This window comes from Myxococcota bacterium (assembly GCA_041389495.1).
Classification (GTDB): domain Bacteria; phylum Myxococcota_A; class UBA9160; order UBA9160; family UBA4427; genus JAWKRT01.
Genome location: JAWKRT010000002.1, coordinates 264,000 through 287,339 on the forward strand (window position 1 = coordinate 264,000; position 23,340 = coordinate 287,339).

Sequence of the window (23,340 nt, forward strand, 5' to 3'; positions counted from 1 at the left end):
CGGCCCGCCATGTCCCGCCGCTCCCGTGCCCTCGGGTCGCAGCGTCCGCTGCGCATGCCCCTCCTCGCGCTGTCGCTCGCCGTCGCCGCCGCGTTCGCGCCGCGCGTGGCGCTCGCATCGCTCGACCCCGCGCCGCACGTCGAGATGGTCTGGACCGAGACGCCGCCCACGCTCGACGGCCGGCTCGACGAGGAGGTGTGGAAGACGGCGGCCGTGATCGACGACTTCCACACGGCCGAGCCGCGCGCCGGCGGGCGGCCCTCGCAGCGCACGGTGATCCGGATCCTGAGCGACCGGGACGCGATGTACGTCGGCATCGAGTGCTACGACGACGAGCCCGACGGCATCGTCGTCAACCACATGCTGCGCGACGACGTCGACACCTACTACGACGATCGCCTGAACATCGTGATCGACCCGTTCCTCGACCGCCGCAACGGCTACCTCTTCCAGGTGAACCCGGTCGGCACGCGGCGAGACGGGCTGATCGAGGGGCCGAACTTCGAGCCGAACTGGGACGGCATCTGGGCGGCGAAGGCGCGCGTCGGGCGCGACGGCTGGTTCGCCGAAGTGCGCATCCCGTACAAGACGCTCTCGTTCGATCCCGCGGCGAAGACGTGGGGCCTCAACTTCTCGCGCGGCATCCGGCGGCGCAACGAGGACATCCGCTGGGCCGATCCGGTGCCGCACCGCATCGTGACGAACACGGCGCGCGCCGGCTTCCTCGACGGGATGGGGCGACAGGTGCAGGGCGTCGGGCTCGACGTCGTGCCGGCCGCGACCACGCGTCGCGTCGACGACCGCCTGCGCGACAAGCACTACTTCCTGTTCGACCCCTCGCTCGACGCCTTCTACCGCATCACGCCCGGGCTCACCGGTTCGCTCACCGTGAACACGGACTTCGGCGAGACGGAGGTCGACGAGCGCCAGATCAACCTCGACCGCTTCCAGCTCTTCTTCCCCGAGAAGCGCGACTTCTTCCTGCAGGACGCGCTGATCTTCGACTTCGGCGCGCTGTCGGCGAACGTCGAGGACATCGAGCCGAACGGGCGCCCGTTCTTCTCGCGGAAGATCGGGCTCGACGCGGACGGCAACCCGGTGGCGATCCGCGCGGCCGCGAAGGTCACGGGCCGCGTCGGGCGCTTCAACGTCGGGCTGCTCGACGCGCAGGTCGAGGGGCACACGCTCAAGCGCGAGGACGCGCTCGGGCGCTTCGTCGAGCGCGTCCCCGGGCGACCGGACGCCGACCAGCACGTGGGAACGACGAACCTGCTCGTCGGCCGGGCGACGATGAACGTGCTGCGCGAGTCGCGCGTGGGGTTCATCGTGACGAACGGCGACCCGCGCACGAACCGGAGCAACTCGCTCGCGGGCGTCGACTTCGACTTCCGCGACAGCGACTTCCTCGGCACGGGCCAGGTCGTCCAGGGCAACGTCTGGGCGCAGAACAGCTTCACCGAGGGCGGACACGGCACGGAAGCCGCCTACGGCGGCGAGCTCCAGCTGCCCAACGACCACCACTTCGTCTTCCTCAACTTCCGCGACATCGCGAAGGACTTCTACCCGGCGCTCGGCTTCGTGAGCCGCGCGGACATCCGCCGCTACGAGGGGCGCTACCGCTACCGGACGCGCCCGCCCTCGCGCCTCGTGCGGACGTTCGACAACTTCGTCTGGGGCATCCTCGTCACGGACCGCGAGAACGAGGTGCAGTCGCTGCGCGTCGACCTGCGGCCGATCGACATCGAGACGCACACCGCGGACGGGCTCGAGATCGCCTACCGACGCGGCTTCGAGCGCGTGCTCGTGCCCTTCCCGCTGCCGGTCATCCCGCAGCTCATGATCCCGGCGGGCACCTATCACACGGACGAGATCGTCGTCGAAGCGGAGTCGAGCAAGCACCGCAGGCTCTCGACCTACGTCGAGGCGCGCTACGGCGGCTTCCTGAGCGGGCGGCGCGCGAAGGTGCTCGCGCGCGTCGACTGGCGACCGAGCCGCTTCGTGCGGTTCGGGCTCGAGTACGACCACAGCGAGCTGTGGCTCGACGTCGTGAACGCGGCGAACGCGCGCTCGGAGGTGCGGACGGCGGCGCGCATCGCGCGCGTGCGCGTCAACTTCCAGTTCACGCCCGACGTCTCGTGGCTCACGTTCGTCCAGTACGACAATGCGAGCGATCGCGTGGGCGTGAACTCGCGGCTGCGCTGGATCGTCTCGGACGGCCGCGAGATCTTCCTCGTCTACAACCAGCTCCTGCTCGCCGACGACGGAGACGTCACGAGCGTCCGCACCGAGCCGCTCGCGAAGGTGGGCTGGACCTTCCGGTTCTGACGCGCTGCGGCCCGCGCAGCGCGCGCGGCCCGTGCTCGCCGCCCGCGCACCGCGCGCGGCCCGTGCTGATAGGATGGGCGCATGCGCCGCCTCCTCGCGTGGGTCGCCGGCTCCGCGCTCGCGCTCGTCGCCGCCATCGCGATCGCGGCGGCCCTGCTCGTCGCTTCCGGGACCTGCGGCGAGAGCGACCGCGGGCCGGGCACGATCGCGGGCCCGCCGCGCCCCGTGCCTCCGCGCGCGCCGGCGGCCGGCGGGGCGGCGCCCGCCGAGCGCCTCGTCCTGTTCGGCGACCTGCACGTCCACACCACGTTCTCGATCGACGCCTTCCTCCAGGGGCTCCCGCTCTTCGGCGGCGAGGGCGCGCACCCGCCGGCCGACGCGTGCGACTTCGCCCGCCACTGCGCGCAGCTCGACTTCTTCTCGCTCAACGATCACGCGGAGAGCCTGTGGCCCGAGCGCTGGACGGAGTCGGTCGAGACGGTGCGCCAGTGCAACGCGCGCGCGGGCGACGCGAGCGACCCCGACCTCGTCGTCTACGCGGGCTACGAGTGGACGCAGGTCGGCGCGACGCCCGAGACGCACTTCGGGCACAAGAACGTGATCTTCCGCGGAACGGGCGACGACGAGGTCGCGAGGCGGCCGATCGACGCGCTGCCCGACGACGTGAACGCGCGCGCGCGCGGGCTCGACGTCGTGGAGACGCTGGCCGGCATCGACGCGCTCGGCATGTACTCGGACTTCTTCTTCACGATCGACCGTCTCGCGCGCAAGCGGACGTGCGAGGCGGGCGTCGACACGCGCGCGCTCCCCGACGACTGCCGCGAGAACGCGACGACGCCGCGCGCGCTGTTCGAGAAGCTCGCGCAGTCGGGCCTCGAGACGCTCGTCATCCCGCACGGGCTCGCGTGGGGCGAGCACGCGCCCGTCGGCGCGCGCCTCGACGCGCAGCTCCTCGACGGACAGCACGACCCCGCGCGGCAGCGGCTGATCGAGATCCACTCGGGACACGGCAACGGCGAGGAGTTCCGCGCGGTGCACGCCGCGGGCGTCGCCGACCCGGACGCGCCGCTCGCGTGCCCGGCGCCGACGGACGACTTCCTGCCGTGCTGCTGGCGCGCGGGCGAGATCATGCGCGCGCGCTGCGGCGACCTCCCCGAGGCGGAGTGCGACGCGCGCGTCGAGGAGGCGAAGCGGCTCGCGCTCGCCGCGGCGACGTCGCCCAACCTCGTCTTCCCGGAGGTGCCGGCGGAGGAATGGCTCGACTGCGACCAGTGTCGCGACTGCTTCAAGCCCGTCTTCAACCCGCGCGCGGGAATGACCGCGCAGTACGCGACGGCGATCACGAGCCCGGTCGACGGCGCGCGCTTCCGCTTCGGCTTCATCGCCTCGTCCGACAACCACGCGGGCCGCCCCGGCACCGGCTACAAGCAGCTCGCGCGCCACGGCACGACGGACGTGCGCGGCTTCCCGAGCGAGACGGTCGCGAAGCTCGTGCGGCCGCTCGCGCTCGGGAGGTCGGACGACCCGCGGCGCGCGCAGCCCGTGCCGAACGAGCCGCAGGGCTTCCGCGACCTGTTCAACAAGGAGCGCGCCGCGAGCTTCCTCTACCCGGGCGGGCTCGTCGCCGTGCACGCGGACGCGCGCGATCGCGACGCCATCTGGCGCGCACTCGTGAGTCGCGAGGTCTACGGGACGAGCGGCCCGCGCATCCTGCTGTGGTTCGACCTGCTCGACGCGCCGGGCCGCGCGCGCGTGCCGATGGGCGGCGAGGTCGCGCTGCGCGCGGGCAGCACGCCGCGCTTCGAGGTGCGCGCCGTCGGGAGCTTCGTGCAGGAGCCCGGCTGCGCGCCCGAGACGGTCGAGGCGCTCGGGCAAGCGCGCATCGACGATCTGTGTCTCGGCGAGTGCTACCACCCGAGCGACGAGCGCCATCCGATCGAGGCGATCGAGGTCGTGCGCATCCGCCCGCAGCGCGTGCCCGGCGAGGACGTCGCGCCGCTGATCGAGGATGCGTGGAAACGCTTCGAGTGTACGCCCGACCCTTCCGGCTGCGTCGTGCGCTTCGAGGACGACGCGTTCGAGCGCGACACCGCCTACTACGTGCGCGCGCTGCAGGCGCCGACGCCCGCGGTGAACGGCGGGGGCTTGCGCGCGACGTTCACGGGCGGCGAGGATGGCGCGCCGCGCCGCGCGACGAGCGTCGACCCGTGCCACGCCGGGTGGCCGACGCCCTGGGACGACGACTGTCTCGCGCCGGTGCGCGAGCGCGCGTGGTCGTCGCCGATCTACGTCGACGTCGCGCCGCGAGTGGACACCGAGGAGGCTCCGTGACGTCGCCGTCGCTCCGCGATTCGTATGCAGGCGCGTTCGATCCCGCGCTCTCGCCGGGCGCGTTCTCGCGCGCGGCGCTCGCGGTGCTCGGCCGCGAGTACCTGCTGATCGGCCACCTCGTCGATCGCGTCGGCCTTCCGCTCGTGATGCAGAAGTTCGGCGAAGAGGCGCAGGTGCGGTTCTCGATCGAGGAGTGGATGGGCGCGAGCCCGATCTACTCGAAGCGCATGCAGCGCGCGCTCGGCTTCGAGGGGAGCGACGTCGGCACGGTGTTCAAGAACCTGCAGCTCGACATCGGGGCGCCGCCGCAGTTCATGGACTTCCAGTTCCGCCTCGACTCGCCGGAGTACGGCGAGTTCTGGCTCTGTCACTGCGGCGCGCTGCTCGACGTCGAGCCGTTCGGCGAGCACCGCGTGAAGCTCATGTGCCACGACATCGAGGACCCGACGTTCGATGCGACGGCGGCCGCGACGCACCCGTGCATGAAGATGCGGCCGATCCACCGGCCGCCGCGCGTGCCGGCGGGGCGCTACCCGCACTGCCGCTGGAGGGTGTTCATCGACGGCGAGGGCACACCCTACGAGCAGCACCCGAACCTCGCGATCGTCGCGAAGTCGAAGCTCGCGAACCTGCCGATCGACGTGCCCGCGGACGACGCCGAGCCGGGCGGCTGGCGCGACTACTCGGGCGCCTTCGACCCGGGCTTCCAGCTCGAGGATCTCTCGCACCGCGCGCTCGTCACCGTCGCACGCGAGGTGCCGATCCAGACGCACCTGCTCGTGCGCGCGTACCTGCTGTGCGTGGCACAGCTCTTCGGCGACGACGCCGCGCTCGAGCTCGGGCGCCGGCAGCTGACGGGCATGGCGGCGCTCGCGTCCCACCGCATCCGCCGCGCGTTCGGCATCGCGGGCGACGACGCTTCCGCCGTCGCGAAGGCGTTCCAGCTGAACCCGTGCTTCGCGCCCGCCTCGTACGTCGACCTGCGCGTCGAGGTCGCGGACGCGCGGCGCGCGCGCATCGCGTTCGGCGACGCGCCGGCGTTCGCCGAGGGCGACGCGCACTCGTGGTTCGCGGGCATCGGCGGCGAGCCGCATCCGGCCCTCGACGCGGCCGCGGCGGCCGTCTCGCCGCGCGCGCGCTGTCACCCGGCGACGCCGCGCGCGGGCGAGCGGCTCGCGTTCGACGTGGTGATCGACCCGGCGGTCGAGCCGCTCGCCGACCCGCCCGAGCTGCGGCTCGCGCGCGTGAGCCGCGGCGCGGAGTTCGAGCTCGAGGTCCGGCGCGCGGTGCGCGCCTGACGGGCGAGCGGCGCGCGGTGCGCGCCTGACGGGCGAGCGGCGCGCGGTGCGCGCCTGACGGACGAGCGGCGCGCAGTGCGCGCCTGACGGACGAGCGGCGCGCCGAGTGCGCGGCGGGAGGAGCGCGATGCGGGCGGCGACGTTCGAGACGGTGGGGGCGCCGATGCGCATCGAGAGCGTGCCCGACCCGACGCCGGGGCCGGGCGAGCTCGTGCTGCGCGTGCGCGGCTGCGGCATCTGCGGGAGCGACCTCCACGTCTCGCAGCTCGCGGGCGCGCTTCCGCGCGGCGCGGTGATGGGCCACGAGTTCGCGGGCGAGGTGGCGGCCGTCGGCCGCGACGTCGAGGGCGGCTTCCGCGAGGGCGAGGCCGTGTGCGCGCTGCCGGCGATCGGGTGCGCGCGCTGCGCGCCGTGCCTCACCGGCGACGTGATGGGCTGTGCGTCGCTGCGCGCGACGGGCTTCGGCGACGTCGGCGGCGCCTACGCGGAGTACGTGCTCGTCGGCGCGCGCGAGACGCTGCGCCTCCCGCCCGTCGTCGCGGCGTCGGACGGCGCGCTCGTCGAGCCGCTCGCCGTCGGGCTGCACGCGGTCGACGAGGCGCGCCTGCGGAGCGGCGAGGACGTGCTCGTGATCGGCGCCGGGCCGGTCGGGCTCGCGGTCGCGATGTGGGCGCGCCAGCTCGGCGCGCGCGAGGTCGTCGTCAGCGACTTCGTCGCGTCGCGCCGCGAGATGGCCGGCCGGATGGGCGCGACCGTGCTCGTCGACCCTGCGAAGGAGGACCCGGGCCAGGCGTTCGCACGCGCGACGGGCCACGCGCCGCACACGATCTTCGAGTGCGTCGGCGTTCCCGGCCTGTTGCAGCAGTGCATCGGGCTCGCGCCGCGCGGCGCGAAGATCGTGGTCGCGGGCGTGTGCATGCAGCCCGACACGATCGTGCCCGTCGCGGCGAGCGTGAAGGCGCTGTGCCTGCAGTTCGTGAGCTACTACCGGCGCGGCGACTTCGAGCTCACGCTCGCGATGCTCGCGACCGGCCGCATCGACCCGCTCCCGATGGTCACGGACCGCATCGGGCTCGACGCGCTGCCCGGCGCGTTCGAGGCGCTGCGCACTCCCGCGCAGCAGTGCAAGGTGATCGTCGAGCCCTGACGGCGCGGCGGCGGTTCGCGCGCGTCCTCGGTCCGAAGACGAGGAGGGCGGCGGCGCCGCGTCGCGACCCCGCCGCCCCCGACAGCCGAAGCCGGCGATCGACGTCGCCGGCTTCCCCTTCCCAGAGCGCTGCCCCGAGAGCGCGGCTCCGCGCGCTGCGGCCCGGCTCGCCCGGTGCCCGCCGCTTCGCGAGAGCCGCGTATCGACGTCGCCTTCCTACGGGCTCGGCCCCTCGCCTGTCAAGGCGCCGACGGTGGCGCGGCCCGCGCGCCGCGGTGCGCCGTCGCGCAGGCGAGCGAGCGAAGCCGCCGCGCCCGCTGCCGAAGCGCGCGCACCGGCGAGCGGCCCGATCTTTTCGCGCACGCCCGCCGCCGGCTGTCGCAGAATCCCGGCCGAACGAGCGTTTCGAACGCCCGTTCGGCGGCGCGCCCCCGCCGTCGCGAGGTCCCCGATGTCGAGTCGCGTCCGCTCCCTTCGCCTGCCGTCCGTCGACGAGCCGGAGCGCACGGCCCGTCTCGCGTCCGCGCGCGACCGGCTGCTCGACGCCGCGGAGGCGCTCTTCGCCGAGCGCGGCTACGCCGGCACCTCGATGCGCGCGGTGACGCAGGCGGCCGGCCTCTCCGTCTCGGCCGCCAACTATCACTTCGGGTCCAAGCCCGAGCTCCTGCGCGCGGTGTGTGCGCGCGCGCTCGCGCCGCTCGAGGCCGCGCGCAACGAGGCCTTCGACGCCCTCGAGGCGCGCACGCGTGCGACCGGGTGCGCGCCGAGCGTCGAGGACGTCGTGCGCGCATTCGTCGCGCCGGCCGCGGCGCCGAGCGACGCGCTGCGCGCGGGCTCGCGCAGCGTCGCGGCGCGGCTCTTCGCCGACCCGCCCGACGTCGTCGTCGCGCTGAAGGAGCAGCTCTTCGGGGAGACGTCGCGGCGCGCGATGGCCGCGCTCGCGCGCGCGCTTCCCGAGTGCGGGGAGCGCGACGTCGCGCTCGCGTTCCAGCTGATGGTCGGCTCGTTCGTGCACGTCGTGTCGGGACAGCTCGACGTCGCGCCCGGCCTCGCGGCGCCGTTCCCGCGCGACGCCGCGCTCGGCGAAGCGCTCGTGCGCTACTGCGCGGCCGGCATCCGCGCGGCGGTGGTGCCGTGCGCACCGGACCGCGCGCGCGCGAACGAGCACGCGCCCGCGCTGGAGGTCGCGCGATGACCGAGCACGCGCGGCGCGCTCCGCTCCGACGTCAAGCGGCGTTGTCGCTCGCCCTCCTGGGGGGCCTCGTCCTCTCCATCCTCCTGCTCTGGGCGTGCAGCGGGGCGCCGCCCGAGGCCGAGCGGCCCGAGGCCGCGCCGCTCGTGCGCGTCGAGGTCGCGCGACCGGTCGCGCACCGCTACGTCGTGAACGCGCACGGCACCGTCTCGCCGCGCACCGAGAGCGACCTCGTTCCCCAGGTGTCGGGCGAGGTCGTCGCGGTGTCGCCCGCGCTCGCCGCGGGCGGGTTCTTCTCGAAGGGCGACGTGCTCGCGCGCATCGAGCGCGCCGACTACGAGGCCGAGCTCGAGAGTGCGCGCGCCGCCGTCGAGCGCGCGTCGAGCGAGTTCGGGCGCGCGAGCAAGGAGCGCGATCGCCAGCGCAGCCTGGCCGACCGCTCGGTGGCGAGCCAGGCGCGCATCGACGACGCCGAGAACGCGTACCGCGTGGCCGACGCGTCGCTGCGCGAGGCGCGCGCGCGCCTCGCGCGCGCCGAGCGCGACCTCGAACGCACGGATCTGCGCGCGCCGTACACCGGGCGCGTGCGCAGCGAGAGCGTCGACGTCGGCCAGTTCGTCCAGCGCGGAGCGCCGATCGCGAAGCTCTACGCCGTCGACTGGGCGGAGGTGCGGCTGCCGCTTCCCGATCGCGAGCTCGCCTACGTCGACCTGCCGCTCGCGCCGCGCTCGACGCCGGAGCTCGACGGCACCGACCCCGGCAGCGAGGCACACGGGGGCGGGCCGTCCGCGCCCGCGCGCCCCGTCGTGCGGCTGCACGCGGAGTTCGCGGGTGCGATGCGCTCGTGGGAAGGCGAGGTCGTGCGGACCGAGGGCGAGCTCGACCCGCGGAGTCGCATGGTGCACGTCGTCGCGCGCGTGGCCGACCCGTACGGCATCGCGCGCGGAGACGCCGACGCGACGCCGCTCTCGGTGGGCCTCTTCGTCGACGCGGAGATCCTCGGCCGCGAGGTGCGCGACGTCTTCGTGCTGCCGCGCACGGCGCTGCGCGGCGAGTCGCGCATGTACGTGGTCGACGGCGACGGCGCGCTCCGCATCCGCGACGTCGACGTGCTGCGCATCGAGGGCGAGCAGGTGGTCGTCGGCGGCGGGCTCGCGCCGGGCGATCGCGTGTGCACGTCGCCGCTCGCGGCGGCCGTCGACGGCATGGCCGTGCGCGTCCAGGGCGAGGCGCCCGTCGCGGCCGCGGCCGACGGGGGCGCCGCGTGACGCGCATCGTCGCGTGGTTCGCGCGCAATCACGTCGCCGCCAACCTGCTCATGGCGCTGCTCGTCATGGGCGGTGCCACCGCGTTCCTGCGCGTGCAGGTGAAGACGTTCCCCGACGTCGACGTTCCGATCATCACGGTCGGCGTCGTCTATCTCGGCGCCGCGCCGGAGGAGGTCGAGGAGGGCGTCTGCATCCGGATCGAGGAGGAGATCCAGGGCATCACGGGCATCGAGAAGGTCACGTCGAGCTCGGCCGAGGGCGCGTGCGGCGTGACGATCGAGGTGATGCAGGGCTACCCGATCGATCGCGCGCTGTCGGAGGTGAAGAACGCGGTCGACGGCATCTCGACCTTCCCCGAGGAGACGGAGAAGCCGCTCATCAGCTACGTCTCGCCGCGCCGCACGGCGATGCAGATCGCGCTCTCGGGCGAGGCGGACGAGCGCTCGCTCAAGGTGCTCGGCGAGCGGCTGCGCGACGGCGTCACCGGGCTTCCCGACGTCACGCAGGCCGAGCTCAGCGGCGCGCGCGACTACGAGATCTCGATCGAGGTCGCCGAGTCGGCGCTGCGGCGCTTCGGGCTCTCGTTCGACGAGGTCGTGCGCGCCGTGCGGCGCGGCTCGCTCGACCGGCCCGGCGGCTCGGTCAAGACGGCGTCCGGCGAAGTGCTGCTGCGCACGAAGGGCCAGGCGTACGTCGGCCCCGAATTCGAGCGCGTCGTCGTCCGCACGAACCCCGACGGCACGCGTCTCCTGCTCGGCGACGTCGCGCACGTCGTCGACGGCTTCGACGAGGACGACCGCTACGCGACGTTCGACGGGAAGCGCGCCGTCGTCGTGAAGGTCGACCGCGTGGGCGACCAGAACGTGCTCGACGTGACGCGCGAGACGAAGGCCTACGTCGCGCGCGCGATGCTGCCGTCGGGCATCGACGTGGCGGTCTGGCGGGACGACGCGCAGACGCTGCGCGACCGCCTCGACATCATGTTCCGCAACGGTGCGAGCGGCTTCGTGCTCGTGTTCGTCGTGCTCGCGCTCTTCCTGCGGCTGCGGCTCGCGCTCTGGGTGAGCCTCGGCGTCCCGATCTCGATGCTGGGTGCGCTCTACCTGTTCCCGGGCCTCGGCATCTCGATCGACGTCATCTCGCTCTTCGGGTTCATCATGGTGCTCGGCATGCTGGTCGACGACGCGATCGTCGTGGGCGAGAACGTGCACCGCCACCAGACCGCCGGCGAGGACATGCTCGACTCCGCGATCGCGGGGACGCAGGAGGTCTCGGTCCCGGTGATCTTCGGCGTGATGACGACGATCGCGGCCTTCCTGCCGATGGTCCTCGCGCCCGGCGAGATGGGGCAGATCTTCGGCGCGATCGCGATCACCGTGATCCTGTGCCTCGTGTTCTCGCTCGTCGAGTCGCAGCTCGTGCTGCCCGCGCACCTCGGGCACATGAAGCGCGAGTCGGACGAGCGGCCGGCGGCGCCCGGCTCGGTGCGCGCGCGCTGGCGCGCGCTGCAGGCGCGCGCCAGCGCCGGCCTCGAGTGGCTCGCGCGCGACGTCTACCGGCCGCGCCTCGAACGCTGGCTCGAGTGGCGCTACGTCGTCGTCACGGCGGGCGTCGTGATCCTCGCGCTCTCGATCGCGTCGATCGTGTTCGGCTTCGGATCGCACAAGCTGCGCTTCTCGTTCTTCCCGCCGATCGAGAGCGACTACATCATGGCGCACCTCGCGATGCCGCTCGGCACGCCCGTCGAGCAGACGGCGAAGGCGGCGGCGGAGCTCGAGGCCGCGGCCTATCGGATGCGCGATGCGCTCGAGGCCGAGGGCGTCGACGCGGACGGCGAGCCGATCGTGCAGCACGTCATGGTGTCGATCGGCGAGCAGCCGATGAACACGTCGGGCTCGGCCTTCGACGTGAGCACGAGCTCGGGCAGCCACCTCGCCGAGGTGGTCGTCAAGGTCGCGAGCGGCGACGTCCGGCCGGTGAGCGCGAAGGACCTGACGCTGCGCTGGAAGGCGCAGTCGCCGCCGATCCCGGGCGCCGAGACGCTCACGTTCCGCTATGCGCTCTTCTCGCTCGGCGACCCGATCGACGTGCAGTTCGCATCCGCGAACGTCGACCACCTGCGCGAGGCGGCCGACCGGCTCAAGGCGGAGCTCGCGACCTACGGCGGCGTCACGGACGTCAACGACTCGTTCAGCGAGGGCAAGCTCGAGCTCGAGCTCGCCATCCTGCCGGCCGCGCAGACGCTCGGGCTCACGCTCGACGACCTCGCGCGCCAGGTGCGACAGGCGTTCTACGGCGAGGAGGCGCAGCGCATCCAACGCGGGCGCGACGACGTGCGCGTGATGGTCCGCTATCCGGAGGACGCGCGGCGTTCGCTCGCGCAGCTCGACGACCTGCGCATCCGCACGCCCGACGGCGGCGAGGTTCCGTTCTACACGGTCGCCGAGGCGAAGCTCGGCCGCGGCTACTCGACGATCAAGCGCAGCGACCGCCGCCGCGTGATCGACGTGACGGCGGACGTCGACGAGAAGCAGGTCAGCGCCGACGAGGTGCTCGCGCAGCTCGGGCGCGACTTCCTCCCGGGCCTGCTCGCCGACTACCCGGGGCTCTCCTACTCGCTCGAGGGCGCGCAGGCCGAGCAGTCGCAGTCGCTCGGCAGCCTCAGGTCGGACTACGTGATCGCGCTCGCGCTGATCTACGCGCTGCTCGCGATCCCGCTGCGCTCCTACCTGCAGCCCGTGATCATCATGGCGGTCATCCCGTTCGGCCTCGTCGGCGCGATCGTCGGGCACTGGTTCATGTACGCCGTGCGCGAGATCTTCACGGACTGGACCTTCAACTACAGCATGATGAGCATCTTCGGCGTCGTCGCGCTGACGGGCGTGGTCGTGAACTCGAGCCTCGTGCTCGTGCACTACGTGAACGAGTGCCGCGCGGCGGGGGCGTCGCTCGTCGACGCCGTGCACGAAGCGGGCGTCGCGCGCTTCCGCCCGATCGTGCTGACGTCGCTCACGACGTTCGCCGGCCTCGCGCCGATGATGCGCGAGACGAGCGTGTCGGCGCAGTTCCTGATTCCCATGGCGGTGTCGCTCGGCTTCGGCGTGCTGTTCGGCAGCGCCATCTCGCTCGTGCTCGTGCCGAGCCTCTACCTCGTGTTCGAGGACCTCCGCGAGGGGGCGGCCGGGCTGCGCGGCGGCGCGGCCGCCGCGCGGCTCGCGCTCGTCCGCGGCGAGCGGCGCGAGGCGGGCCGGCGCAGCGAGTCCGAGGATCGACGGGAGGCCGCCCAGTGATCGAGCTCCACACGTTCCCGACGCCGAACGGCTGGAAGGTGAGCATCGCGCTCGAGGAGCTCGGACTCCCCTACGAGACGCGCGTCGTCGACATCGCGCGCGGCGCCCAGTTCGCGCCCGGGTTCCTGCGCATCTCGCCCAACAACCGCATTCCGGCGATCGTCGATCGCGCGCCGGCCGGAGGCGGAGAGCCGGTGTCCGTGTTCGAGTCGGGCGCCATCCTGCTGTACCTGGCCGAGAAGACTGGACGCCTCCTGCCCGCCGATCCGCGAAGGCGCGTCGCGGCGCTCGAGTGGCTCTTCTGGCAGATGGCCGGGCTCGGCCCGATGTGCGGGCAGGCCGGGCACTTCCGCAACTACGCACCGGAGCCCGTGCCCTACGCGATCGAGCGCTACGGCAACGAGGTGCGGCGGCTCTACGGCGTGCTCGACGCGCGCCTCGAAGGGCGCGCGTTCGTCGCCGACGAGTACTCGATCGCCGACATCGCGTGCTGGCCGTGGATCGCGCTCCACGGCCACCACGGCATGGATCCGCAGGCCTACCCGCACCTCGCGCGCTGGTTCGCCGAGGTCGGCGAGCGCGACGCCGTGAAGCGCGGTACGGGTGTCGGCCTCGATGCGCTGCGCGGCGGGCAGCCGATCGACGACGAGGCGAAGCGGCACCTGTTCGGCCGCCGCTACGACGCGGCCGCCGCGGCGACCGGCGCGCAGGAGGAGAGCGGGGGATGAAGGTCGCGAAGGAGTTCCGCGCCGCGGTCGAGCGCTTCGACCTCGACGCCATCATGGAGACGTTCGCGGACGACGCGCGGCTGTTCAGCCCGGTCGTGTTCGCGCCCTTCGAGGGCAAGGACGCGATCCGCGTGCTCTTCCGCATCCTCCTCGAGGTGTTCGAAGACTTCCACTACGTCGACGAGCTCGAGGGCGACGGGACGCATGCGCTGATCTTCCGCACGCGGGTCGCCGGCCGCGACGTGCAGGGCCTCGACTACTTCCGCGCCGGGGCGGACGGCCGGATCGACGAGTTCACCGTCATGGTGCGGCCGCGCTCCGCGAGCGACGCGCTGATGCAGGAGGTCGGCTCGCGCCTCGCGAAGCTCGGCGTCTCGCACTGACGCCGCCACCGCGAGCGCGAGCCTCGCCACCCCGTGGAAGCGAGCGCGCGCACGAACGAATCGTCGGGCTTCGCGTTCGGTGTCGCGGCCTACGGGCTGTGGGGCCTCGCACCGGCCTACTGGAAGCTGCTCGCGGACGTCTCGCCGGTCGAGCTGCTCGCGCACCGCATCCTCTGGTCGCTCGTCGTCGCGGCCGTGCTGCTCGTCGCCACGCGCTCGCTCGGGGCGTGGCGGCGCGTCATGGCGTCGCCGCGACACGCGCTGCCCGTCGCGCTCGCGGCCGCGCTGCTCGCCTCGAACTGGCTCGTGTTCATCCACGCGGTCGCGACGGGACAGGTGCTCGCGACGAGCCTCGGCTACTACCTGAACCCGCTCCTCAGCGTCGTGCTCGGGCTCGCCGTGCTCGGCGAGCGGCTGCGCCGCGTGCAGTGGATCGCGGTCGCGATCGCCGCGGCGGGCGTCGCCGGCTATGTCGTCGCCGTCGGCGAGCTGCCGTGGATCTCGGTGTTCCTGGCGGGCACGTTCGGGCTCTACGGCCTCGTCCGGAAGCTCGCGCCCGTCGAGCCGATCGTGGGCTTCGGCGTCGAGATGGCGGTGATGGCCGCGCCCGCGGCGGCGCTCGTCGCGTGGCTCGCGCACGGCGGCGAGGCGCGGCTTCCCTTCGCCGCGTGGGGCGCGCCTTCGCCCGCGCGCGACGCCGTCGTCGCGGCGTCCGGGCTCGTCACCGCGGCGCCGCTCCTGTGCTTCAACGCCGCCGCGCGGCGCCTCCCGCTCGTGATGGTGGGCATCCTGCAGTACATCGCGCCGAGCATGACGCTCGCGCTCGCGGTCGGGGTCTACGGCGAGCCGTTCGGCGGCGCGCAGGCGGTGACGTTCGGGTGCGTGTGGGTGGCGCTCGCGATCTTCACGGTCGACTCGATCGCCGCGTCGCGCGCGCGCGGGCGCGCGCTCGCCGCTACCCGCGTTCGCTGAGCTTCGTCATCGCGCGGCCGTCGAGCACGCGCGCGTGGAGCGCCGGCCAGTCGCTCCACTCCGTGCGCAGCGAGCGATCCATGAACGTCGAGCCGAAGCCGTAGTGGTTGTCGAAGCGCGCGTGGTGGAGCGCGTGGTACGTGATCGGGTGCGCGATCCACGAGAGCGGCCGTCGCGCGACCGGCGCGCCGAGCACCTCGGCGTTCGAGTGGCCGACGACGTTGCCCGAGACGTGATAGGCGAGGTAGGCGAGCCAGCCCTCGATCGAGAGCGGCACGACGAACGAGAGCAGGAGCGGCGGCCCGACGAGCGCGACCAGCCAGCCGAGCGCCTCGACCGTGCTCATCGAGTAGCCCGTGAGCGGCGTCGTGACGCGCGAGTCGTGGTGGTAGCGGTGGAAGCGATAGCCCGCGCGCGTGTGCATCGCGCGGTGCAGCATCCAGTAGAGCACCTCGAACGCGAGCCAGCAGACGAAGAACGTGAGCGCGAAGCGCGGCGCGTCGCTCGGCGCGTGCGGGGCGAAGTGCAGCATCGCCGCGAACGCGGGCACGGCGAGCGCGACGAAGCGCGCGTTTCCGACCGCCTCGCGGAAGAGCTGCCCTTCGCGCAGCGGGACGTCGAAGATGCGGCGCCGCGGGCCGAGCACGCGCTCGGCGGCGAAGCCGAACGCGAGCGAGACCGCGACGAGCCCCCCGAGCACGAGCGCGACGAACCCGAGCAGCTCGGCGAACGAGAGCGCGTCGACGAACTCCGACATGGGCGGGCCTCCCGGGCGACGGGACCCTATCGGACGCCGCCGTGCCGCCCCGCGCATCCGATGGTTGCGGCAGCGCCTCCCGCGGGCGGTCGCTTGCTAGGCGGCGCGGCGGAGGCCCGCCGCCTGCCAGACGGCGAGCCCCGCGACGACGAGCGCGACGAGCGCGACCGCGGCGGCGCCGAGCGTCGGGAGCGGGGCGGCGAGGAGCGCGACGGCGCTTCCGACCACCCAGACCGCGTCGGCCACCACGACGGCCCGCGCCGCGGCCGCCGGTATCGCCGCGCGCCGCGCGAGTGCGACGAGCACCGCGGCGAACGCGACGAGCCCCGCGCCGACGAGCTGCACCTCGCCCACGTGCTGGAAGGCGCCTAGCAAGGCCGCGAAGAAGCCGTCGCCCGCGAGCAGCGCGAGGCCCGAGCCGCCCGAGAAGGCGGCGTTGGCGCGCAGCGCCGTGCGCAGCGTGCGGAAGCGATCCTCGGTCATGACGTCCTCCCGGAGCGAGTGGCGGCGGAGCGCGCGGCGGACCGCCTTCGTGGGCGCGCGGAGCGAGGGGGCGGGGCGCCGGCCTCGGCGAGCGCCGCGCGCACGGCGTCGCGCGCGCGGTCGAAGGCGTCGGGGGCGCCGAGGAGCTGGCGCTGCCAGTTCGCCTCCTGCACGTAGGCGTGGAGGCGGAACGCGAGCAGCTCGGGGCGCGCGTCGAGCTCGCCCGTGCGCACGGCCGTGCGCGCCTCGCGCTCGAGCAGGCGGAGCCAGGCGCCCGTGGCCAGGGCGAGCGCGTCGCGAACCCGGCCCGTCCGTCCGGCGTACTCCGCGGAGGTGGCGAAGAAGAAGCAGCCGCCGCGCCGGGGCGCGCGCTCGACGTGGTCGATCCAGGCCTCGACGAGCGCGCGCAGGCGCGCGAGCCCGGGCTCGGCCTCCTCGGTCGCCGCGACCACGCGCTCCTCGAACTCCCGCGCCGCGGCGCGCACCGTCGCGAGCTGCAGCTCCTCCTTCGAGCCGAAGTGCGCGAAGACGCCGCTCTTGCTCAGGCCGGCGCCGGCGGCGAGGCGGCCGAGCGAGAGCGGGCCGAGACCCTGCTCTGTGGCGATTTCTGCTGCGATGTCGAGGACTTGCGATCGAGTCCGGGCGCCCTTGCCGCGTTCCATGGCCGCGCAGACTAGCACGAGCGTTCACTTTTATACGATCGATCGTTCGGGTTCGCGGTGCCGGCCGTCGCGCCCATCGCGCGCGGGCCCATCGCGCGCGGGCCGGCGCCCATCGCGCGGCGGCGCGTCGCCGCGCGTCGCCCGGGTGCGCGAGCCTCAGCGCACGCGCGCGCGGAGCCGAAGAGGCGCGCATGCCGCAGGCCGAGCACACGTCGGGGAGCGAGCCCGCCGCGTCCTTCACGACGCGCCAGCGGGTCCGCGCCACGCGCATCGCGACCTGGGCGCTCCTCGCCGTCGGCCTCCCGCTCGCCGTCCGCAGCTGGGTGATCGACGTGACCCCCGCCGCGTTCGCGATCGGCGGCGCGATGCTCGCCGGCGCGGCGACGCTCGCGTGGTTCGAGCGCGCGCCCGAAGCGCGCGTCGGCGCGGCCGGACAGATCTCGCTCGGCATCCTGTTCGCGCTCTTCACCTACGTCGCCTGCACGACGGGCGGCTTCGGCGACCCCTCGTTCGCCTGGTTCTTCGTGCTGCCCGTCGCGGCGATCAGCCTGAGCGGGCTTCGCAGCGGACTCGTGTGGGGAGGCGTCGCGGTCGTCGCGACGCTCGTCTTCTGGTGGCTCGATGTGCGCGGCGTCCCGCTTCCCACGCTCGTCGACCCGGACCTCCTCCCGAGCCACGGCGTCGTCACGCGCCTGAGCCTGATCGCGACGCTCACGCTGCTGACGTCGTCGCTCGTGTACGCGCAGCGCAGCGTCGAGCGCGAGCTCGTCGCCGCGAACCGCGACCTCCGGCGCGAGGCGATGTGCGTGCAGCTGCTCGAGCACGGCGCTGCGGCCGCGAACGAGGCGAGCACGTTCGCGGCCGCGCTCACGAGCTGCAGCGAGCGCGTCATGCGCACGACGGGCTGGCGCATCGCGCACGTCTGGCTCCCCGCTCCCGACGACTCGGGCGACTTCGTCTCGGCGTCGATCTGGATCACGGACGAGCCCGACCGCTACGCGCGCCTGCAGGATCTCTCGTTCGCGATGCGCATCGCCCGCGACGACGCGCACGACGCGATCCGCTCGATCGTCGCGAGCGGGGCGCCGCGCTGGGCCGGCGCGGCCGAGCTCGCCGCCGACCCGTCGCCGCGCGCGCGCTGCGCGACCGAGCTCGGCCTCGGCTGTGCGGTCGGGCTCCCCATCTGCTCGCACGAAGGCGTGATCGCCGTGCTCGAGTTCTTCGGCCCCGACGACGACGCCGTCGACGAGCGGCGCATCCGCGTGCTCGCCGACGTCGGCCGCCAGATCGGGCGCGTCGCCGAGCGCCTCCGCCTGCAGGAGAAGCTCCGCCAGTCGCAGAAGCTCGAGTCGGTGGGCCAGCTCGCCGCCGGCATCGCGCACGAGATCAACAACCCGATGGCCTACGTGCGCTCGAACCTCGGGCTGCTGCGCGAGGAGTGGGCCGCGCTCGGCAAGGACGCGGCCGAGCAGGGCTGGCCGGCCGCGACGCGCGAGCGCCTCGCCGACTGCGAGGAGCTGATCGACGACGCGCTCGAGGGCGTGAACCGCACCGTCGCGATCGTGCGCGACGTGCGCGAGTTCTCGGGCGGCGGCGAGGCGCGCTTCGAGCTCGCCGACCCGAACGAGCTCGTCGAGAGCGCGCTGCGCGTCGCGACGCCGCAGCAGCCGAGCGGCGTCGAGGTCGAGCGCGGCTACGGCTCGGTGGCGCCGCTCGAGTGCCTGCCCGGCCAGCTCCGGCAGGTCTTCCTGAACCTGATCGTGAACGCCTTCCAGGCCATGGGCGCGCACGGCCGGCTCGCGATCACGACGCGCGTCGCCGGCTCGCGGCTCGTCGTCGCGTTCGAGGACGACGGCTGCGGCATCGAGGAGGGCGCGCTCGGCCGCCTCTTCGACCCGTTCTTCACGACGAAGCCCGCGGGCGAGGGCACGGGCCTCGGCCTCTTCATCTCCTACGAGATCGTGCGCGCGCACGGCGGCGAGATCGCCGTCGACTCGCTGCCCGGCAAGGGCGCCCGCTTCGAGGTGCAGCTCCCGCTGCGACAGGCGCGCGCGGAACGCTAGGCGCGCGCCGTCAGCGGGCCGGGCGGGCGCGGCAGGCGTCGTCGTCGCGCGGGCCGCCGTCGATCGGCAGCCGGCAGACGAGCTCGACGTCGCCGAGCGTCTCGGCGAGCGAGGCGGCGACGGCGTGGCCCGCGTCGGCCTCGGCCACCCGCCACAGGCACACCCACTCCGTGCGCTCGCGCTCGACGCACGCGCGCGGCGCGGCGCCGAGCAGGTGGGAGAGGTCGGCGAGCGTGCGCGCCGCGGCGAACGCGGCGGCGCCCTGCGCGCGACGCGCGCGGGCCGCGCCCGTGCGCACCGCCTCGCGGCGCTCGAACGCGGTCGGCGCCGCGTGCACCGTGCAGCGCGTGCCGACCGCGGGCGGTGCGCCGGCCCGCGCGCGCGGGAACGAGCACACGAGCTGGACGTACGGCGCGTCGTCGCGCCCGGCGGCGAGCGGCGCGAAGCCCGGCTCGCCGCGCGCGACGCGCCAGCTGCAGACGTCGAGCGCGAGGCCGCTCGACGCGCACGCATCCGGAGGTGCGCCGAGCTCGCGCTGCAGGCTCTCGCGCGTCGCGCCTTCCTCGAAGGCGGCCGTGGCCGGCGCCGGTGCGAACGCGAGCGGCGCGGCGGCGACGAGCGCCGCGAGTGCGCAGGCCGCTCGCCGCGCGCAACGCGCTCCGACGGGGCCGCGCGCGCTGCGCGCGTCGCGTGCCCGATCCCGTCTTCGCGCCGTCCGGCTCGCCCGCACGCGCGGACGCTAGCAGCCCGCTCAGCGCTTCGGGACGAGGCGCAGGATGTCGGCGGGCTCGCCGCCGATGCGCAGCGCGCGGCCCGCGCGCAGCAGCGTCTCCTGCCAGCCGTACTTCGCGGCCGAAGCGGCGTCGACGGCGGCGACGATCGCGTCGCCGCGCTCGACGCGCGCGGCCACCTCGTACTCGAGCCCTTCGATGCGCACGATGACGCGGCTCCCGCGCTCGATGTTGGCGAGCCAGCGCGATGCGCGCGTGCGCAGGTAGGGCGCGCCGTCGACGAGCACGAACCACACGGGCGTGTCGCGCACGTCGCCGTCGTCGTCGAGCGTCAGGACGTCGATCACGTCGACGTCGGCGAGCGCCTCCCAGTCTGGGAAGCCCGGCTGCACGAAGCCGGTCTCGGGGAAGCCCGGCTCGGCGGAGCCGGACGCCTCCGCGCCGGGCTCGCTCGCGCGCGCGGACGGCGCGAGCACGGGCGCGAGCAGCGCGGCGATCGCGAGCGGAGCGGCGAGCGGGCGGGTGCGGGTCACGGGGCGTCCTCCGGAGCGGGCGCGCGCGGCGCGCCGGCGTCGAGTGCGGGCGGGAGCGCGATGCGCTCGCCGACCGCGGGAACGTGCACGCGCGCCGCATCGATGCCGGCCTCGCGCGCGGCCGCGCGCAGCTCGACGGGCCCCTGGCCCGGCGGCTCGTCGGTGAGATCGAAGGTGCCGAAGTGCATCGCGAAGAGATGGCGCGCGCCGAGGTCGGCGAAGGCGCGCACGGACTGCTGCGGATCCATGTGTTGATAGGCCATGAACCACCGCGGCGCGTAGGCGCCGGCCGGGAGCAGCGCGGCGTCGATGCCGGGGAAGCGCCGTCCGAACTCGGCGAACCCCGCGAAGTAGCCCGTGTCGCCGGCGAAGAAGTAGCGGCGCTCGCCCGAATCGACGAGCCACGCGCACCACAGCGTCGAGCCCGCCGGCTGCCCGAGCCGCAGCGACCAGTGCTGCGACGGCAGGCACGTGATCGCGAAGCGCCCGCGGTGCGCCGTCTGCCACCAGTCGAGCTCGGTCACGTCGTCGCGCCCGCGCTCGCGGAACCAGTCGGCGAGCCCGAGCGGCACGTACCAGCCGACGCTCGCCGGCAGTGCGCGCACCGTGTCGTCGTCGAGGTGGTCGTAGTGGTTGTGCGAGACGACGGCGAACGCGTCGGGCGGGATGGCGTCGACGGGGAGGCCGGGCGGCACGAGGCGGCGGGGCAGCAGCGCGCGCTCGCCGAAGTGCGGGTCGGTCAGGAACACGTCGGCGCCGTCGGCGACGACGTAGGTCGCGTGGCCCACCCACGTGAGCGACGGCGCGTCGCCCGCGCGCGCGCTCCGCAGGTAGGCGCCGTCGTTCGGCACGACGCGCGGCGGCGGCGCGTCGACGTCGGCGTAGGGGTTCCGCGAGAGCCGCCAGCGCACGAACTTCAGGAAGGAGCGGTCGGCGCGCGCCCACGGCGTGAAGAAGCGGCCGTCGGCATCCGCGTGCGCGGCGTAGAGCGGAGCGGCCTCGGCGGGTGCGCCGTCGGGAGCGAGCGCGACCGGGCCGCCGTCGGAGGCGAGCGCGAGCGGGGCGAGCAGGAGCGCGGCGAGCGCGAGCGCCGCGCCGCGCACTGCGGGCACGCCGCGCGAACCCGCGCCGCGGCCGGCGCGGGTCGTCGCGTCGCGCGTGCGCATGCGCGCGAGCAAAGCTCGCAGCCGCGAGCGCGTCAATCGACGCCGGCGTCGCCGCGCGGCGGCGACGTCGGTGCGCGCGACGGCAGTGCGCGCAGCCGCCGCGTGCGGAGCGCTCCGCGGCCCGGGTCGCGCTCGCGCACGCGACGCGCTCGCGTTTGCCGGCGGGTCGCGCAGGGTGATAGAAGACGGCGCCGGCGCGTGCGGCGCGCCGATCGCCGACCGGCGCGGGGCGATCGCCGATCGACGCTCGGAGAGCGGGGAGGTGCGCGTGCGCGCGGTGCGCTGTCGCGAAGGGCGGGTCGAGGTCGTGGACGTCGCGGCGCCCGCCGGCCCGGGCGTCGCGGTGCGCATCGCGTCGGCCGGCATCTGCGGCTCCGACCTCCACCTCGTGCGCTCCGACGTCTTCGCCATCGGCGTCACGCTCGGCCACGAGATCGCGGGCACGGCCGAGGACGGGACACCCGTCGCCATCGAGCCCGTGCAGCCGTGCGGCGCGTGCGCGCCGTGCCGCGGCGGCGACTACCAGCGCTGCGTGCGCGGCCCGGCCATGGTGATGGGAACCGGGCTCGACGGCGGCATGGCCGAGCGCGTCGTCGTGCCCGCGCGCTGCCTCGTGCGCCTGCCCGCCGGCGTCGCACCGCGCGACGCGTGCCTCGTCGAGCCCCTCGCCGTCGCCGTGCACGGCTTCGCGCAGGCCGGGCTGCGCGGTGGAATGCGCGTCGCCGTCGTCGGCGGCGGCAGCATCGGCCTCGCGGCCGTCGCCGTCGCGCACGCCGCGGGCGCGAAGGTCGACCTCGTCGCGCGCCACGACCGCCAGCGCGAGGCGGGCGAGCGCCTCGGCGCCACCGCGCTCACCGCCGACGCGCGCGCCCCCGCCGACGCGGGCGCGCCGGGCGCGCCCGGTGAACAGGGCGGCTACGACCTCGTCGTCGATGCGGCCGGCACCGCGAGCGCGCTCGCGCACGCCGTCGCGCTCGCGCGCCCGGGCGCGACGCTGCTGCTCCTCGCCTCCTACTGGGAAGGGCTCGAGCTGCCGGGCTTCCTGCTGTGCATGAAGGAGGTGCGCGTCGTGCCCGCCATCATGTACGGCCGGCGCGGCGCGGCGCGCGACATCGACGTCGCCGCGGCCCTGCTCGCCGACGCGCCCGAGATCGCGCGCGCGCTCATCACGCATCGCTTCCCGCTCGACGCGGCCGTCGCGGCGTTCGACGCGGCGGCCGACCGCGCGAGCGGGGCGATCAAGGTGGTGCTCGAGCCGTAGGTCGCGCGCGGCGCGCAGCGACCGCGAGGAAGCGCGCGCGGATCGCGAAGCGACGCGCCGCGACGTCCGCGACGCGATCGGCCGCTCGCGGTCGTCGCGCGCCCGCCGACGAACGTGCACGCTGGGGGCCCCGGTCCCGCGGACGTCTCCTTCGTGTCGCAGTCCGCGCTCGCCTCGACGAGATGGCGCACTCTCCGTGCCCGCGTGCGCGCACTCGACCGCGCGCGCTCCGCGAAGCGGGCGCTCCGCGCCTGCGCTCGCATCGCCGTGCTCGCGCTGCTCGCCGCCTTCGCGCCGCTCGCAGCGTCGCGGGCGGACGAGGCGATCCCTTTGCCCGCGGCGCGCGCCTCCGCGCCCGACGCCGACGCGATCGCGCGCGCCGACGCCGCATTCGTGCGCGATGCGCTCGCGCGCCTGCTCTCGGAGCTCGGAGTCGAAGGCGGCGCGCCGCGCGCGGAGGCCGATGACGAGGCCGCTGCGGCCTCCGGCGCCGCCGCGCCGCGCGAGCGCCCCGCGTTCCATCTCTCGGTGAGCGACGCGCGCGAGCTGTGCCTCGCGATGTGCGAGCGCTTCCGGCGCGGCGGAATCGTGACGTCCGCATGTGCGCCGTCGTGTGCGCGCGCCGTCGTGCCCGCGCGCGACGACGGCGCTCCTCCTCGAACCGGTCCCGCCCCCCAGGCCGTCCCCGCGGCCGATGCCCGCCGCCCGCGCGCGCCCGACGCCGCGCGCGGTGCGCGCTGATCGGAGTCG

19 protein-coding genes are annotated in these 23,340 nt (G+C 74.7%); 13 read left to right on the forward strand and 6 right to left on the reverse strand.

What is annotated here, in order from left to right; translation table 11 throughout:
* Positions 1 to 9 precede the first annotated feature (9 nt).
* The 10 genes from R3E88_11920 to rarD all read left to right on the forward strand — a co-directional run bounded on the left by R3E88_11920 (position 10) and on the right by rarD (position 14,934).
* The gene (locus R3E88_11920) at positions 10 to 2,325 is read left to right on the forward strand and encodes a carbohydrate binding family 9 domain-containing protein (protein ID MEZ4217178.1); all 2,316 of its coding nucleotides are present in this window, start codon (positions 10 to 12) and stop codon (positions 2,323 to 2,325) included.
* Positions 2,326 to 2,406: 81 nt separating this feature from the next.
* Entirely contained in the window at positions 2,407 to 4,656 is a 2,250-nt protein-coding gene (locus R3E88_11925) for a DUF3604 domain-containing protein (GenBank protein ID MEZ4217179.1), read from the forward strand.
* Positions 4,653 to 5,954 carry a hypothetical protein gene (locus tag R3E88_11930; GenBank protein MEZ4217180.1) on the forward strand — a complete coding sequence of 434 codons (1,302 nt, stop codon included), beginning with the start codon at positions 4,653 to 4,655 and terminating at the stop codon, positions 5,952 to 5,954. The genes R3E88_11925 and R3E88_11930 overlap by 4 nt, the downstream gene beginning before the upstream one ends.
* A 127-nt stretch (positions 5,955 to 6,081) precedes the next feature.
* Complete coding sequence (locus tag R3E88_11935; protein MEZ4217181.1) at positions 6,082 to 7,101, forward strand: alcohol dehydrogenase catalytic domain-containing protein; 1,020 nt, start codon at positions 6,082 to 6,084, stop codon at positions 7,099 to 7,101.
* A 451-nt stretch (positions 7,102 to 7,552) separates the two neighbouring features.
* Entirely contained in the window at positions 7,553 to 8,296 is a 744-nt protein-coding gene (locus R3E88_11940; GenBank protein MEZ4217182.1) for a TetR family transcriptional regulator, read from the forward strand.
* Between the two features lie 41 nt (positions 8,297 to 8,337).
* Positions 8,338 to 9,561, forward strand: coding sequence for an efflux RND transporter periplasmic adaptor subunit (locus tag R3E88_11945; GenBank protein ID MEZ4217183.1), 1,224 nt, complete (start codon positions 8,338 to 8,340; stop codon positions 9,559 to 9,561).
* The gene (locus tag R3E88_11950) at positions 9,558 to 12,851 is read left to right on the forward strand and encodes an efflux RND transporter permease subunit (protein ID MEZ4217184.1); all 3,294 of its coding nucleotides are present in this window, start codon (positions 9,558 to 9,560) and stop codon (positions 12,849 to 12,851) included. The genes R3E88_11945 and R3E88_11950 overlap by 4 nt, the downstream gene beginning before the upstream one ends.
* On the forward strand, positions 12,848 to 13,579 hold the full coding sequence (locus R3E88_11955) for a glutathione S-transferase N-terminal domain-containing protein (protein MEZ4217185.1): 732 nt from the start codon (positions 12,848 to 12,850) through the stop codon (positions 13,577 to 13,579). Before R3E88_11950 ends, R3E88_11955 begins: the two co-directional genes overlap by 4 nt.
* Positions 13,576 to 13,962 carry a nuclear transport factor 2 family protein gene (locus R3E88_11960; protein ID MEZ4217186.1) on the forward strand — a complete coding sequence of 129 codons (387 nt, stop codon included), beginning with the start codon at positions 13,576 to 13,578 and terminating at the stop codon, positions 13,960 to 13,962. The genes R3E88_11955 and R3E88_11960 overlap by 4 nt, the downstream gene beginning before the upstream one ends.
* Positions 13,963 to 13,995: 33 nt before the next feature.
* Positions 13,996 to 14,934: an EamA family transporter RarD gene (gene rarD, locus R3E88_11965; GenBank protein ID MEZ4217187.1), complete on the forward strand. Its 939-nt coding sequence runs from the start codon at positions 13,996 to 13,998 to the stop codon at positions 14,932 to 14,934.
* On the opposite strand, the gene R3E88_11970 is transcribed toward rarD, so the two are convergent.
* The 3 genes from R3E88_11970 to R3E88_11980 all read right to left on the reverse strand — a co-directional run bounded on the left by R3E88_11970 (position 14,918) and on the right by R3E88_11980 (position 16,836).
* A complete protein-coding gene (locus R3E88_11970) occupies positions 14,918 to 15,691 on the reverse strand; it encodes a sterol desaturase family protein (GenBank protein MEZ4217188.1) in 774 nt (257 codons plus the stop codon). The two genes, rarD and R3E88_11970, sit on opposite strands and share 17 nt — an antisense overlap.
* Positions 15,692 to 15,787: 96 nt before the next feature.
* Positions 15,788 to 16,174: a hypothetical protein gene (locus R3E88_11975; GenBank protein ID MEZ4217189.1), complete on the reverse strand. Its 387-nt coding sequence runs from the start codon at positions 16,172 to 16,174 to the stop codon at positions 15,788 to 15,790.
* Positions 16,171 to 16,836, reverse strand: a complete 666-nt coding sequence (locus R3E88_11980; protein MEZ4217190.1) for a TetR/AcrR family transcriptional regulator — start codon at positions 16,834 to 16,836, stop codon at positions 16,171 to 16,173. Before R3E88_11980 ends, R3E88_11975 begins: the two co-directional genes overlap by 4 nt.
* Positions 16,837 to 17,027: 191 nt before the next feature.
* Here R3E88_11980 and R3E88_11985 point away from each other — a divergent pair, with 191 nt between their 5' ends.
* Positions 17,028 to 18,899 carry an ATP-binding protein gene (locus tag R3E88_11985; protein ID MEZ4217191.1) on the forward strand — a complete coding sequence of 624 codons (1,872 nt, stop codon included), beginning with the start codon at positions 17,028 to 17,030 and terminating at the stop codon, positions 18,897 to 18,899.
* Between the two features lie 10 nt (positions 18,900 to 18,909).
* Here the strand turns inward: R3E88_11985 and R3E88_11990 are convergent, their stop codons facing one another.
* The 3 genes from R3E88_11990 to R3E88_12000 are packed head-to-tail and all read right to left on the reverse strand — an operon-like array spanning position 18,910 to position 21,275.
* Positions 18,910 to 19,629, reverse strand: coding sequence for a hypothetical protein (locus tag R3E88_11990; GenBank protein ID MEZ4217192.1), 720 nt, complete (start codon positions 19,627 to 19,629; stop codon positions 18,910 to 18,912).
* 21 nt (positions 19,630 to 19,650) lie between these two features.
* Positions 19,651 to 20,163, reverse strand: a complete 513-nt coding sequence (locus R3E88_11995) for a DUF2255 family protein (GenBank protein MEZ4217193.1) — start codon at positions 20,161 to 20,163, stop codon at positions 19,651 to 19,653.
* Positions 20,160 to 21,275, reverse strand: a complete 1,116-nt coding sequence (locus R3E88_12000; protein ID MEZ4217194.1) for an MBL fold metallo-hydrolase — start codon at positions 21,273 to 21,275, stop codon at positions 20,160 to 20,162. Before R3E88_12000 ends, R3E88_11995 begins: the two co-directional genes overlap by 4 nt.
* A gap of 229 nt (positions 21,276 to 21,504) precedes the next feature.
* On the opposite strand from R3E88_12000, the gene R3E88_12005 reads away from it, so the two are divergent.
* Positions 21,505 to 22,590, forward strand: coding sequence for an alcohol dehydrogenase catalytic domain-containing protein (locus R3E88_12005; GenBank protein MEZ4217195.1), 1,086 nt, complete (start codon positions 21,505 to 21,507; stop codon positions 22,588 to 22,590).
* 267 nt (positions 22,591 to 22,857) lie between these two features.
* Positions 22,858 to 23,331 (forward strand): hypothetical protein, encoded by a 474-nt coding sequence (locus R3E88_12010; protein ID MEZ4217196.1) that lies wholly within the window; start codon positions 22,858 to 22,860, stop codon positions 23,329 to 23,331.
* Positions 23,332 to 23,340: the final 9 nt, after the last annotated feature.